This is a genomic window from Cognatundibacterium rivi (assembly GCF_018139565.1).
In the GTDB taxonomy this organism is placed as follows: domain Bacteria; phylum Pseudomonadota; class Gammaproteobacteria; order Burkholderiales; family Burkholderiaceae_D; genus Undibacterium; species Undibacterium rivi.
On sequence record NZ_JAGSPK010000002.1, the window covers coordinates 608,388 to 621,823 of the forward strand.

The 13,436-nt window shown below is 49.8% G+C and carries 13 protein-coding genes; 5 read left to right on the forward strand and 8 right to left on the reverse strand.

The genetic code is table 11. The features are described 5' to 3' along the window. Positions 1–39: 39 nt before the first annotated feature. From KDM87_RS07125 to KDM87_RS07160, 8 genes are all read right to left on the reverse strand, one after another. Positions 40–789: a cephalosporin hydroxylase family protein gene (locus tag KDM87_RS07125; RefSeq protein ID WP_212678424.1), complete on the reverse strand. Its 750-nt coding sequence runs from the start codon at positions 787–789 to the stop codon at positions 40–42. Beyond that, positions 786–1,610: an NAD-dependent epimerase/dehydratase family protein gene (locus KDM87_RS07130; RefSeq protein WP_212678425.1), complete on the reverse strand. Its 825-nt coding sequence runs from the start codon at positions 1,608–1,610 to the stop codon at positions 786–788. Before KDM87_RS07130 ends, KDM87_RS07125 begins: the two co-directional genes overlap by 4 nt. Further along, the gene (locus KDM87_RS07135; protein WP_212678426.1) at positions 1,607–2,095 is read right to left on the reverse strand and encodes an acyltransferase; all 489 of its coding nucleotides are present in this window, start codon (positions 2,093–2,095) and stop codon (positions 1,607–1,609) included. Before KDM87_RS07135 ends, KDM87_RS07130 begins: the two co-directional genes overlap by 4 nt. 11 nt (positions 2,096–2,106) lie before the next feature. Then, positions 2,107–3,333: a class I SAM-dependent methyltransferase gene (locus KDM87_RS07140; protein WP_212678427.1), complete on the reverse strand. Its 1,227-nt coding sequence runs from the start codon at positions 3,331–3,333 to the stop codon at positions 2,107–2,109. Beyond that, a complete protein-coding gene (locus tag KDM87_RS07145) occupies positions 3,330–3,893 on the reverse strand; it encodes a dTDP-4-dehydrorhamnose 3,5-epimerase family protein (protein ID WP_212678428.1) in 564 nt (187 codons plus the stop codon). The genes KDM87_RS07140 and KDM87_RS07145 overlap by 4 nt, the downstream gene beginning before the upstream one ends. A 213-nt stretch (positions 3,894–4,106) precedes the next feature. Further along, positions 4,107–5,216, reverse strand: a complete 1,110-nt coding sequence (gene rfbG, locus KDM87_RS07150; RefSeq protein WP_230407623.1) for a CDP-glucose 4,6-dehydratase — start codon at positions 5,214–5,216, stop codon at positions 4,107–4,109. Next, a complete protein-coding gene (gene rfbF, locus KDM87_RS07155; RefSeq protein WP_190478325.1) occupies positions 5,201–5,971 on the reverse strand; it encodes a glucose-1-phosphate cytidylyltransferase in 771 nt (256 codons plus the stop codon). The genes rfbG and rfbF overlap by 16 nt, the downstream gene beginning before the upstream one ends. Continuing rightward, complete coding sequence (locus KDM87_RS07160; protein WP_212678429.1) at positions 5,968–8,172, reverse strand: O-linked N-acetylglucosamine transferase, SPINDLY family protein; 2,205 nt, start codon at positions 8,170–8,172, stop codon at positions 5,968–5,970. The genes rfbF and KDM87_RS07160 overlap by 4 nt, the downstream gene beginning before the upstream one ends. 346 nt (positions 8,173–8,518) lie before the next feature. Here KDM87_RS07160 and KDM87_RS07165 point away from each other — a divergent pair, with 346 nt between their 5' ends. The 5 genes from KDM87_RS07165 to KDM87_RS07185 all read left to right on the forward strand — a co-directional run bounded on the left by KDM87_RS07165 (position 8,519) and on the right by KDM87_RS07185 (position 13,433). Then, positions 8,519–10,006: a flagellin N-terminal helical domain-containing protein gene (locus tag KDM87_RS07165; RefSeq protein ID WP_212678430.1), complete on the forward strand. Its 1,488-nt coding sequence runs from the start codon at positions 8,519–8,521 to the stop codon at positions 10,004–10,006. A gap of 83 nt (positions 10,007–10,089) precedes the next feature. Further along, entirely contained in the window at positions 10,090–10,464 is a 375-nt protein-coding gene (locus tag KDM87_RS07170) for a flagellar protein FlaG (RefSeq protein WP_230407624.1), read from the forward strand. A gap of 102 nt (positions 10,465–10,566) precedes the next feature. Then, the gene (fliD, locus tag KDM87_RS17940; RefSeq protein ID WP_212678431.1) at positions 10,567–12,582 is read left to right on the forward strand and encodes a flagellar filament capping protein FliD; all 2,016 of its coding nucleotides are present in this window, start codon (positions 10,567–10,569) and stop codon (positions 12,580–12,582) included. A gap of 38 nt (positions 12,583–12,620) precedes the next feature. Next, a complete protein-coding gene (gene fliS / locus KDM87_RS07180; RefSeq protein WP_212678432.1) occupies positions 12,621–13,091 on the forward strand; it encodes a flagellar export chaperone FliS in 471 nt (156 codons plus the stop codon). Positions 13,092–13,097: 6 nt separating this feature from the next. After that, positions 13,098–13,433, forward strand: coding sequence for a flagellar protein FliT (locus KDM87_RS07185; RefSeq protein ID WP_186883510.1), 336 nt, complete (start codon positions 13,098–13,100; stop codon positions 13,431–13,433). Positions 13,434–13,436: the final 3 nt, after the last annotated feature.

Genomic DNA, 13,436 nt, shown 5'->3' on the forward strand with positions numbered 1-13,436 from the left:
CGACTCCTGTTTGTGAGGATCGCTGCTTCACGCATAGCATTAACTGATCCGCTTCAAGAAACCATCCGGCGCAACCGTAATTTGCAATTTATGTTGCATCGCCTTGTCGATTTCAAACTCAGGGTGGGTTTGCAAATACTGATGCACCGCTGTTTTCGGGCTATTCCCTGGCTGCCACGGGCGGCTATCAAATACATCGGCCGGAACATCTTCAACAAAGGTATCAAACACGACGCAATAGCTGTCTTTGCTGACCAAAGGCGCATAGGCTTCCAGTTCGGCCAACACATGCTCATGGGTGTGATTCGAATCGAGAAAAACGATCACTTTTTGTTTGTCTTTAGCAGCCGCATGTACTTGCGCGACAATTTCCGGCGCCACACTTGAGCCTTGCAGCATCGTGATGCGTTTTGACATCGGATGTTCCAGTATCGCCTGCTTATTGTGTTCGCGTATATCGATATCAATGCCGAGTACATGTGCATCCAGATTGCCGCCACATGCAGCAATCAGTTCCAGCATGGACGCCGAAAAAATGATGGAGCCGCCATGCGCGATACCGGTTTCGATGACCAGATCAGGCTGTACCGTCCACATCAGTTCCTGCACCGCCATGATATCTATCGGGTTCTGGATGATAGGACGCCCCAGCCACGAAAAATTATAGACATACTGTTTGCGCATGCTCTGTTCCAGCCAGTCGCGGGACTGCGCCTGAAACGCATGGTCTTGCCCAAGTTGTTCTATGCGCGCTGCGCGTTCGGCTTCAAATTGCTGAATAGGGTTCATGGTGTCTCGCAATAGTGTGAGTAAAGTGTAGGCAAATCCGTTGCCAGTTCGTGATGAGAAGCGCCGCAAAGCGCATGTAATTTTGCAACGTTCATGGTGGGAAACAAGATATCCGGCGCATTGTTTTGAAACTCACAGCGTACGCCCTGCCTCTGCAAGATACTGGCAATTTCAGCGTTCGACACATTGCAACCGCTGGCCAGATTATAAATTCCTGCTTCGCCGTGTTGTGCAATGATGGGCAAACAGCGCACCACATCCTGTACCGCGATGTAATCTTTTTGCGATTGCGGCGAACTGCGGAAAACGACGCATTTGTCTTTGGCTGCGGATGTCAGCACTTCAGACAAAAAATTCTGTGTTGGCATATGTAAGCCATAGACATTCGATAAGCGAATGACCCGGACATCGCGCTGACTATTCAGGCACAGGCTTTCGCCCATCAGTTTGGAAATGTTGTACAGATCCCCGGAAACGTGGGAGCGTACTTGCAATGCCGCGCCCTCATCTGTCGTCGCCGCCCCGGCATATACCCGCGTACTGGATAAGTAAGTCAGGCTCAGAAAAGAAGCCTGTTGCAATACATTCGACAGCAATGCAACGTGCGCTTCCACGGTGTCATACGGCCGCTGACGAAAATCTGCCGTCAGGCCAGCGCAGTAAAAAACGTGTCCGAGATCGCGTTGAAACAAGCTCACATCATCCCGCAACGGTACATCGCAGGTCCAGCCAAGGCTGCGCAATTGCACCTGCAAATGGCGTCCGACAAATCCATGACCGCCAATCAGGGTGGCATGCATCGCTGCAATCGGCACACTCATTCACGCCACCCGACCCGGCGTAAAGGAACGCCGACATTGATCGAAAAAGCAGGCACCTCAGAGCGTACAACTGAGCCCGCGCCAATCACACACCCCTGGCGCAACACAGCGCCATCAAGAATCACGCAATTGGCACCGATCCAGACATCATCTTCAATCACAATGCCGCCCTTGCTTGGCAAGAAACCCTGCTGATTAATACGCCTGCTTTTATCCTGATACGCATGATTGACCGGCGCGAAAGTACAGTTTGCCGCGATCGCCACATCATTACCGATGCGAATGCCGTTACCGGTGTACAGCACGCAACCGGAATTAATCGTAGTGCGCTCTCCAATCACGACATCACCGCTGCCACCAGCTGGTTTGAATTTAACAAAGCTGTCAATACTGGACAACGCACCGATCACGATACGGGTGCCGCGCACAGAATCTTCAATATCAGCCAGCCTGGAAATACGCGCATCGGGATGAATGTCGATCACAATGAATTCCTTTACAGAAGATGCAATTGTGGAATGGCGACGACGAAGCGGGCATTCCATTCTTTGACGGCAGCCAGATCATGCATGATTTCTTCCTGCAGGTTCCACGGCAAAATCAGAATTCTGTCAGGTTTATCGGCCAGCAAATGCGCCAGACTGACAATCGGAATCCGGCTACCGGGAAGAAACTTACCCTGTTTGTGCGGATTAATATCCACCACATAAGGTAATAAGTCTGGCCGGATACCGGAAAAATTCAGCAAAGTATTTCCTTTAGCCGCTGCACCGTAGGCAGCAACGCGCAGATCCTGGCTCTGGCAATCGAGCAGGAATTGCAAGAGATCGAATTTCGCCTGCTCCGCCCTGCTTTGCACATCACGGTAAAACGGAAGCGCATTCATACCGGCATTACGTTCTTTCGCCAGAATATCGCCAACGCCAGGCTGTACGGGTCTGGCTTTAACATCCAGACGTTGCGCCAGCACGCGCAAACTGCCGCCATGTGTAGGCCATTCCTGCACATCGATGATCTGCAAACCATTGTGTTCGAAAATCGTTTGCACCGCATGCAAAGACAAATACGAATAATGTTCGTGATACGCGGTATCAAACTGATTTTGCTGCACCATATTAAGAAGGTGCGGAAACTCAAAACTCGCCACACCTGAGGGTTTCAGCAGCAGCGCGAATCCTGCAACAAAGTCATTAATATCAGGCACATGTGCCAGCACATTGTTGGCCACGGTGAGGTCCGCTGATTTTCCTTGTGCAAGCAGTTCTGCAGCAAGTTCACGCCCGAAAAAGCGCTCGACGACAGGAATACCTTTGGCTCGCGCAGCATTGGCGGTGCTGTGCGTAGGTTCGACACCCAGACAGGGAATGCCTGCCGCCTGAACGTATTGCAGCAGATAGCCGTCATTCGCAGCGACTTCCACCACCATACTGTTGGAATCAAGCGCCAGCTGCGCGCGCATTGCCGTGACAAACTGTTCAGCATGACGCAACCAGCTTGACGAACATGAACTGAAATACGCATAGTCCGCATCAAACAGATTTTCGCGTCCGGTAAAATCCAGCGTCTGCACCAGCCAGCATGTATCGCACACCATCAGTGTCAATGGCAGCCAGACTTCTGGCTGATGCAATGCCTCGGCAGTCAGATAAGCGTTCGACGGCGGCGCGCTCCCCAGATCCAGAAAAGGCTGCGTCAGAGCCTGACCACAATGCCGGCATTTCATACGTTTACTCCTTCAAAATATGCATCCAGCAGCGGCCACTGCCGGTCTTTGTCAGACATCGCCGTCACAGCTAAAGGCCAGCCTATCGCCAGTCGCTCATCAAAAACATTCATTCCCATTTCCGCCGTTGGCTGATAGGCGTGACTATGGCAATACAACATTTCCACATGATCTGTGAGCGTCTGAAAGCCATGCGCAAACCCCTGTGGTATCAGGAATGAGCGCTTATTGTCGGCAGACAGCACTTCGGCATGCCATTGTAAAAACGTCGGAGAATTTTTACGCAGATCGACGGCGACATCCCAGACCGCGCCTTGCAAACAAGTAATCAATTTCATTTCGGCGTGCGGAGGTAATTGCAAATGCAAGCCGCGCACGCTGCCCTTTTCCAGTGTCTGAGTGTGATTCACTTGTGCGACACCCTGTGTCCAGCCGAACTCCACCAGTTCTTCTGCGCAAAACAGGCGCTGAAAGTAGCCGCGCGCATCCGCCAGCGGCCGACGCTGCAAGAGCGACAAACCGGCAAGCGGCGTCGTCAACCGTTCAAATCGTTGTGCCATACATTTTCATCTTCATCAGCCCGGCATTCATCATCTTGATTTGGCCTTATTACTGCCTGTTTTCATATACTCCCCCCACTTTTGAGAAGTTCCCCTCTCATCTCCTTGAAAATAAAGGGGCTTGAAATATACTCCCGGGAGTATATAGGCAGCCATTTTCCTGTTTTTTTCCTCGTTCTACTTAACTTTGCGCCGGATGTTCTGCCAGCGTCCTTATTCTGTACCCTGTAAAAATGCGTCCAGATCGCGCTCGCACAAATCGCTGGCGCTCACGCCCTGCTCAAAATCGCGATACCAGCACATCGTGCGGCGCACCGCATTCTGCAAATCCCAGCGTGCGCGTATGCCTAATTCCCGGCGCGCCTTGCTGACATCCAGCGCCAGCAGACCTGCTTCGTGTGGACCAATGATGTCGTGAGCGAAATCGACATCTCCGCCACCATAAGCGCCCTGCGCCAGTTCAACAACTTCACGCACGGTAGCGACTTCGTCCGGCCCGAAATTCCAGGCCTCTCCCAGGCCCGGTAAATGGTGTGCCTGCTGTGCCAAGGTCAGATAAGCCGAGACCGGCTCCAGCACATGCTGCCATGGCCGCACTGATTCTGGCCGACGTATCTGCAGACGCTCATGTCTTTGCCATGCCCGCACTGCGTCCGGCAGCAAACGATCTTCCGACCAGTCGCCGCCACCGATGACATTGCCCGCTCTGGCAACCGCCACCGTCACGCCTTGCTCAGCCAGAAATGCCGAGCGGTAGCTGGCAATTACCAGCTCAGACGCCGCTTTACTCGCGCTGTACGGGTCATGTCCCCCCAGTTCAGCGGTTTCCGGATACGGCGTCAGTAATTCGCGGTTACGGTAGACTTTGTCGGTCGTCACCATCAGTGCCACACGAACGCTGTCAACACCACGCAAAGCATCCAGCACGTTGGCGGTGCCCATCACGTTACTTGAAAAGGTGTCCAGCGGATCTTTATAACTTGGCCGCACCAGCGCCTGCGCCGCCAGATGCAAAACGATTTCCGGCTGACTCTCCATCACAATCTGACGCACTAGCGAAGCATCACGGATGTCACCGATATGACTTTGCATGCGCCCGGCCAAGCCCAGCGCATCGAACAAATCCGGCGAGGTACGCGGTGCCAGCGCCAGTCCAGTCACCGTCGCGCCCATGCGCAGCAACCAGAATGCCAGCCATGCGCCTTTAAAACCAGTGTGTCCGGTCAGCAATACCCGCCTGCCCTGCCAAAAACTAGGCTCGGGGGCAGGAAATGCGTTGATAGCCCCAGGACTGACTACGTCGGGATTTACCATGTTCGCCATGGTGCCTGCCCTGATTGCCACAAATCTTCCAACAGATTTTTCTCGCGCAGCGTATCCATCGGTTGCCAGAAACCGGCATGTTCGTAAGCCATGAGTTGCTGTTGCTGCGCTAATCTGGCCAATGGCTCCGCTTCCCAGCTGACGCTGTCGTCACCAATAAAATCGAGCACTTTGGGAGACAACACAAAATATCCGCCATTGATCCAGCCACCATCACCGCGAGGCTTTTCAGTAAAGCCAGCAACCTGATCGCCGTCACGCTCCAGCGCACCGTAACGTCCTGGTGGCAATACCGCTGTCACCGTTGCGAGCTTGCCGTGATTTTTGTGAAACGCGATTGAGGCCGCAATATCAAGATCAGAAACACCATCGCCATACGTGAAGCAAAAGGCTTCTTCATCTTGTACATAACGCGCCACACGTTTGAGCCGCCCGCCTGTCATTGTGTCTTCGCCGGTATCCACCAGCGTGACTTTCCACGGTTCAGCATGGCGTTCGTGCACTTCCATACGATTGTGCTGCATATCAAAGGTGACATCGGACATATGCAAAAAGTAGTTCGCAAAATACTCTTTGATCAGATAGCCCTTGTAGCCGCAGCAGATCACAAATTCATTCACCCCATGCGCTGAATAGCTCTTCATGATGTGCCACAAGATCGGGTGGCCGCCGATTTCTATCATCGGCTTTGGCTTGAGATGGGTTTCTTCTGAAATCCGCGTTCCCAGACCACCCGCCAGAATCACCGCTTTCATTGCGCATTCTCCTTGCAGTAAATCTCCCACATGCCGCGATAGGCTTTCTCGACATCACGCGCAAAACCGGGCTCATCCATCAATGGTGAAGCTTCCATCTCGGCGCGCAGCGTCTGCCGCAAATGCACAAGGCCATCGACATCATGCGCGAGGATCAGGGCTTTCTGCGCATATTCCATTTCAGTTTGCGCCACCCATTCGTCGCGGCCCATCCCCCTTAACACGCTGGCACCAATACGCCCGACCGATGGACGATCCGCCAGTGTAATGAAAGGAATACCCATATAAATGCTCTCCAGCAGCGTTGTACCGGAATTATGCGGGAAACAGTCGAGACCAATATCGATTTGCTTTAACACTTCCCACGACGGGCTGGTGAAACCTATCTCCAGCCTTGAACGATCTATGCCGTATTGCATGAAACGCGATGCCATTTCATCCTGCACTTTGACGTCTTTAAAATCACCACTATTAATAATCAGACGGGAATTTGGCATCGCATCTAATATCGCTGACCAGACCTTCACCACTTTATGATTGATACGGACTGAGCGCGACAAACTGCCAAAAGTAATTACGCCCGTTTCCAGCACAGGTGGTGGCACCAGCTCTGCTTTACGGACATCCGGACGATAGGTGTAAGCCGGCCCGTCCAGACACCAGACTTTTTCAGAAAACAAATGGGCGCAGTTATCGGTGACGGTGGCTTTGTCCGTCAGGTAATAATCAATCGCGGTTAAACCTGTGGTGTAGCCGTATTCCAGCCAATGCAGCGAAACCGGCGCAGGTTTGCGTGCAAAGACGCCGAGGCGGTTGCTGTTTGTGTGTCCAGCAACGTCGATCAACACATCGATGCCATCTGCGCGGATACGTTCTGCCAATTCTGCATCCGTCATTTCGCGGGTGTAAATCCAGTGGTCAACCGACTTTTTATAATATTCCGTTGTTTCATCTTCAAACGGCGGATTCGCATAGGCATAAACCTCGACCTGACTTTTATCGTGCTTTTCCAGCAATGGCAGCAGAAAATATTTACAGACCTGGTTATAAAACGCCTGCGCTACATAACCAACCTTCAAACGCTTATTGGGATCGCGTACGTTATCAAAAGGACGCCAGAAGACCTTATTGGGCAAACCAAAACGCTGATCGAAATCCTGATACGCACCGAAAATGGCCTCTGCGGGTAAATCCGGGTGGTAATTTAAACAGAACAGTAAATTACTGAATATTTTGCGATTAAACGACGACTGCGAATCTTTTTTGAATGACAGCGCCCGCATGTAGGCTTCGATTGCGGGATCAAGATGATTGGCCTCGCGCAGCGCATCACCGTAGCCACCCCAGAATTCCGGGATATTCGCGCAACGATCCATCGCTTCATTGCCACATTCAATCGCGCGCTGCACCTCGCCGTTCTGCCTCAGAGCATCGATCAGATTCGGATATACCTGAATCAGATCGGGCTGCAATTCCAGCGCGGTATAAAAACACTTGATGCCCTCACCGCATTGCGCATTTTCGCGATACGCGAGACCCAGATTGTTATGAACATAGGCCAGGCTGGGGTTCAGGCGTACGGCAACCTTCAATGCCTCAATCGCCGCCTCGGTCTGCCCTATCATCCGTAAAGCATTGCCAAGATTATTCTGTGCCACCACCATCGCTGGGTCAATTGAGACCGCTTTCCGCAAATAAGTAGCTGCCTCGGCACAACGCTCCAGAGAGATCAGCGCATTACCAATATTCGCCAGTACATGAGGATTGTTCGGCAATAGCGCGACAGCATGTTGAAGCGCTTCATAGGCTTCGGGATATTTTCCCTGTTCCAGACGGCTGATACCAAGGTAATCCCAGGCAATACCATCTTTAGGATTAAATCCGGTCAGCCACAGACTGGCAATTTCAAGCTGTTCAAATGAACGACTCTGTATATATCGATTGAGAATCTGATAATAAGCATGCTTATCTGCGTTGAATTGCTGCGCCCCCGTAAACGCTTTTTGTAAAAAAAGTAGCGATTCCTCATTCAAACCAGCTTCAAAAGCTAATTTGGCGAGAAAGTAATTGGCGTCCTGATGCAAAGGATATTGCTGAACAATCCGGAGACAGAGTGCTTTCGCTTTTTCTGCCTGATTAGCCTTATACAAAGCCTTTGCTTCTTTAAATGCATTTCCGGGATGCAAGCCGACTTTACTCATTATCTATTCTCTTTAAGGTGGCGAAGACCAAAAACATGACCAAAAAATAATTCCCGAGGACATTATGATCATCGAAATTCATTTTAAAGGGAAAAAATAAATGCTTAAGCCCGAATAAAGGGGTGAAAGATATTTAAATTAAGCCCTCAAGAAATTTTAAAAGCTGTCGTTGAGCGGAATATCGCGAAAAACTTAAGCAAAAAAAATAGTATTTATTTGCGGAAACTAGCTAAAAGTTTTTGATTCCCGTCCGTAACCCTTTACAACGGCGGTGCAACAGTCAACAGACAGACCGAAGTTTGAGGTTTTAACGCCGAATTTAATAACTTAGGTAAGGAGTATCAAAATGGCTTCATATATCAATACCAATATTGCATCCATGAATGCACAACGCAGCCTGACTACATCTCAAGGCTCTCTGCAAACATCCATGCAACGTCTGTCATCCGGTCTGCGTATTAACAGCGCAAAAGATGACTCCGCTGGTCTCGCAATTTCTCAACGTATGACTTCGCAGCTGAATGGTCAAAACCAAGCTGCACGTAATGCGAATGACGGCATCTCCCTGGCTCAGACAGCTGAGGGCGATCTGCAACAAATCGGTTCCAACTTACAACGTATCCGTGACCTGGCAGTTCAGGCAGCCAACGGCTCTAACAGTGCATCTGACCGCGCATCCCTGAATAACGAAGCCAGCCAGTTGATCTCTGAAATCAACCGTGTTGCAAGTTCTTCTAACTTTAACGGCGTGAATCTGCTGGACGGTAGCTTTGCAAACCAAACATTCCAGGTTGGTGCAAACGGTAGCTCAAACGATCAAATCAGTATTTCAGCAATCGCTAGTGCAAAATCATCGTCTCTCGGTGTTGGTTCCACATCCAGCTACAAATCAACTGTAGCAGGTGCAGGCGCTGTAACAACGACAGCTCTGGCATCCGGTGACTTGTCTATCAACGGCTACCAAGTCGGCGCATCTGCTAGTGATGGCGTATCCTTCTCTAATGCAACTGGTAGTGGTATTGCTAAAGCTGCAGCAATTAACGCAATCAGCGGTCAGACTGGTGTAACTGCAACAGTCGGTTCTACAACAGTGGCCGGTACAGCATCGACAAGCGCAACAGCAATCGCTTCCGGCGACATCACAATTAACGGTGTCAATCTGGGTGCATTGAGCGCCTCGACTTCCGGCGCTCAACGTGGCGCACAAGTTGCTGCTGCTGTTAATGCGATCAGTTCACAAACTGGTGTATCTGCTACATTTGACACATCTACTGGTGCTGTTGCCCTGGCAGCTGCTGATGGACGTAACATCACAGTGACAGCAAGTACTAATGCAGCTGCAGCTGCAGCCAATACAGGTATCACTGTATCTGCAACTGGTGCGACAGACATTGCAACATCAACACTTTCTCTGTCTTCTACAAGCTCTGCTGGTATTACACTGGCAAATGGTACAGGTACAGGTTTGACAGCTGCAAACTTGACAGGTGGCTTCACTTCAGCAGCAGTCACAGTCGGTGCAGGTGTATCCTCTCTGAATCTGAGTACGGCGGCAGGAGCGCAATCAGCTCTGGCAACCATCGATTCGGCGATTGCATCGGTCAATAGTTCTCGCGCTTCTTTGGGTGCGATACAAAACCGCTTCACTTCTGCTGTCAACAGCTTGCAAACATCGCAAGAAAACTTGGCATCAGCACGTAGCCGTATCCAAGACTCCGATTTTGCTTCGGAAACAGCGAATATGACTCGTTCTCAAGTGTTGCAACAAGCTGGTACTGCAATTTTGGCTCAAGCTAACTCATTACCTAACGGTGTTCTCGCACTGCTGCGTTAATCAATAGCTTCAGTTTTCTATTGATGTAGATAATTCCCCTGGTCAGTTATGATCAGGGGAATCTAACTTTGAAGGAAATGATCATGGACATCCCATCGATTGGCAACCCGCCTCAATCGGGGCAATTGATCAGTGACAAAACTGCCGTCACCAACGTACGGTCAGCCCCTCCTGCTAATAGCATTAGCGCTCCCACGGCAACTGCAGCCGACAATTCTGAGAATAAGAAATTTGACAGCACTGAAGTTAATAAAGCTATCGCTCATATTAACGATGCGCTGCAGGCTCGCTCACAGGATTTGCGTTTCAGCGTCGATACAGACAGTAAGCGCGTGGTTGTTAAAATTATTGATCAGCAAACAAATCAGGTGTTACGTCAGATTCCGACGGAAGAGGCACTTGAAATATCTAAATCCTTAGATAAATTAAAAGGATTACTGATTAAGAACGAAGCTTAACCGGTAACGATCTTTTTAAAATAGCAGGTAAAACCCCTTCTTTCATCTCAATTGAACAAGAATCAGATTTGATATAGTAAGGACCTCAAAAGGAGAAATATTGTGGCCATACAATCCACCGGTGTAGGTTCTGGACTTCCCGTTGACACCATTGTCAGCAAGCTCATGGCCATTGAGAGTCTGCCGCTAGCATCTATTCAGAAAAAACAAACAAGTTATCAGGCGGACGTCACTGCCTTGGGTGCATTGAGTGGTTCCGTCAGTTCCTTCCAGTCTTCCCTGATTGCACTGAGCAGTGCGTCCACCTTCAAGACGCTCGCAGCTACAGCAAGCGATACCGCAGTTGCCTCAGTCACAGCAAGCAGCACCGCCAGTGTTGGCAATTACAATGTCAATGTGACGCAACTCGCACAAGCTCAGACCATATCCAGTGCAGGGCAAATCAATACCACCTCTTCTATCGGCGGTGGTGCCAGCACAACGTTAAGCTTTCAGTTCGGCAGTATTTCAGGCGGCACTCAGACTGGCGGAATATATAGCGGAGCAACGTTTACGCAAGATGCCAGCCAGGCAACAGGCACAGTAACGATTGATAGCACAAATAATTCGCTGCAAGGCATCCGGGATGCCATCAATAACGCAAAAATCGGCGTGAATGCATCCATCGTCGGTGACGGCAGTGCGACTCCTTATCATTTGGTGCTGAATTCGACCTCAACAGGTGCAACATCAAGTTTGAAAATCAGTGTTGCCGGAGATGCGAATCTGCAAAATCTGCTTTCTTATGATCCCGCAGGCACACAGAATTTCAAAGAAGTGACTACTGGTCAGAATGCCAACCTGACCGTCAACGGCATTGCCGTATCCAGCGCGAGCAATAAGGTCGGAACGGCCATTCAGGGTGTGACAATCAGCGCTCAGAAAATCGGCACCACATCGATTGCAGTCAATACCAATACATCGGCAGTGCAAAATAGCATTAACTCTTTTGTCTCTGCGTACAACAGTCTGAACAGCACGATTGCACAACTGACTTCATATAATCCAACGACAAAAGCTGCGGGGGCGTTACTTGGCGACCCAACTGTCCAGGCAATTCAAAATCAGGTACGAAACACTTTGTCAACTGCAGTAAATGGTCTGGGTGGCGGCTTCACCAGTCTGGCGCAGATCGGCATCAGCTTTCAGAAAGATGGATCACTGGCAGTTGACTCCAGCAAACTGCAGACCGCATTAACAAATAATTTTAATGATGTCGGCGGATTGTTTTCGGCAATGGGCAAAACAACAGATAGTCTGACCAGCTTGTCCGGCTCCACGGCTGCAACACAGCCTGGCGACTATGCAATCAAAGTAACGCAGATTGCCACGCAAGGTGTGTTAACCGGTGATGTCAACTTGAATTCGGCATCAACGACGATTGCGGCGGGCACAAAAATTGATGTCAAAATTGACGGTCTCTCCGGCACAGTAAGTTTAGCGGCAGGAAACTACACCGCGTCACAACTCGCTTCGATGATACAGTCGTCTATCAATGGTACTGCCAGTTTCTCCAACGCAGGTGTCACGGTTACCACCTCAATTGACAGCAATGGCTTCTTGAATATTACTTCAGGCAGTTTTGGTAGTGCGTCCAATGTCAGCCTGACCAGCAATGCTGGCACGAGTGTCAGTGCATTGACTGGAACAGTCAGCACAGGAACAACGGGCAAAAATGTCGCCGGTACATTAAACGGCGTCTCAGCGACAGGTTTAGGTCAAATATTGACTGGCGCATCCGGCTCACCTTCTGAAGGCTTGCAAATCTTAGTGAATGGCGGTGCAACGGGTGACCGCGGCAAAGTCAGTTTTTCTCAGGGTTACGCATACAAACTGAATAATCTTGTCACCAGTTTCCTTGGAACGACAGGCACGATCAGTAGTGCAACAAAAGGTATTAACACGACATTAGCGTCACTACAGAAACAAACCGACGAGCTGAATGCGCGCTTGCTTAAAACCCAGAACCGCCTTCAGGCGCAATATTCTGCACTCGATACTGTCATCTCGAAATTAAATGCAACTCAAAGCTTTTTAACTGCTCAGATTGGCATTCTGAACGGCTCAACGAATAAGTAACAAGCAACTGATAATTTAGAAAACTCAAAGGACTAGCTATGTTTGGCTCATCAAAATCCTATGGTGCAAGTGCATATACAAAAATTGGTGTGGAAACCGGCGTCATAGCTGCCAGCCCCCACAAACTGATCGTCATGTTATTCGATGGCGCGATCACAGCGATTGGAAATGCTGTACAGCAAATGCAAAAGGGAGAAATTGCAGCAAAAGGAAAATCAATTTCCCACGCCATTTCCATTATTGATAATGGCTTGCGTGCCAGCCTGGATAAGCGAGTCGGCGGTGAAATTGCACTCAATCTGGATGCGCTGTATGAATATATGAGCAGACAGCTATTGCTGGGAAATTTGAATAAAGATGAAGAAAAATTACTGGAAGTGCAAACTTTATTACGTGATCTGAAGCAAACATGGGAAACCATAGAACCCGCAGCGCAAGCACCAACGCAGCCGGCTATCAGCGAACACGATCCTTTACAACCACGACAAGTTCACGTTTTTGAGGCCTGATTCATAATGGAAAGCATAGAAATTATTAAGCTGTACGAGAATATTGCCGTACTCACTGATCAAATGTTGAATGCCGCCCGCAACCGTGATTGGGAACAATTGACCGAGCTGGAAAACGATTGCAGCTCAAAGGTTCAAAAAATTCGTGATAATGAGAGCCCAGCATTCTTACCTCCGGAACTCAAAGAGCGAAAAATTCGTGTCATAAAAAAAATACTGGCTGACGATAAAGAAATTCGTGACATTACAGAACCGTGGATGGCTGAATTGTCTAATCTGATGAAAGCGTCAAGTGCCGAACGCAAACTGAATCACACTTATGGGGCCGCAAGCTCGGCGTAACTG

Bases quoted from the DNA above. Each gene is read 5' to 3' on its own strand.
- KDM87_RS07125 (WP_212678424.1), bottom strand. From the start codon at position 789: ATGAACCCTATTCAGCAATTTGAAGCCGAACGCGCAGCGCGCATAGAA.
- rfbF (WP_190478325.1), bottom strand. From the start codon at position 5,971: ATGAAAGCGGTGATTCTGGCGGGTGGTCTGGGAACGCGGATTTCAGAA.
- KDM87_RS07160 (WP_212678429.1), bottom strand. From the start codon at position 8,172: ATGAGTAAAGTCGGCTTGCATCCCGGAAATGCATTTAAAGAAGCAAAG.
- fliS (WP_212678432.1), top strand. From the start codon at position 12,621: ATGTTTGGCTCATCAAAATCCTATGGTGCAAGTGCATATACAAAAATT.
- KDM87_RS07170 (WP_230407624.1), top strand. From the start codon at position 10,090: ATGGACATCCCATCGATTGGCAACCCGCCTCAATCGGGGCAATTGATC.
- rfbG (WP_230407623.1), bottom strand. From the start codon at position 5,216: ATGGCGAACATGGTAAATCCCGACGTAGTCAGTCCTGGGGCTATCAAC.
- KDM87_RS07145 (WP_212678428.1), bottom strand. From the start codon at position 3,893: ATGGCACAACGATTTGAACGGTTGACGACGCCGCTTGCCGGTTTGTCG.
- KDM87_RS07185 (WP_186883510.1), top strand. From the start codon at position 13,098: ATGGAAAGCATAGAAATTATTAAGCTGTACGAGAATATTGCCGTACTC.
- KDM87_RS07130 (WP_212678425.1), bottom strand. From the start codon at position 1,610: ATGAGTGTGCCGATTGCAGCGATGCATGCCACCCTGATTGGCGGTCAT.
- KDM87_RS07140 (WP_212678427.1), bottom strand. From the start codon at position 3,333: ATGAAATGCCGGCATTGTGGTCAGGCTCTGACGCAGCCTTTTCTGGAT.
- KDM87_RS07165 (WP_212678430.1), top strand. From the start codon at position 8,519: ATGGCTTCATATATCAATACCAATATTGCATCCATGAATGCACAACGC.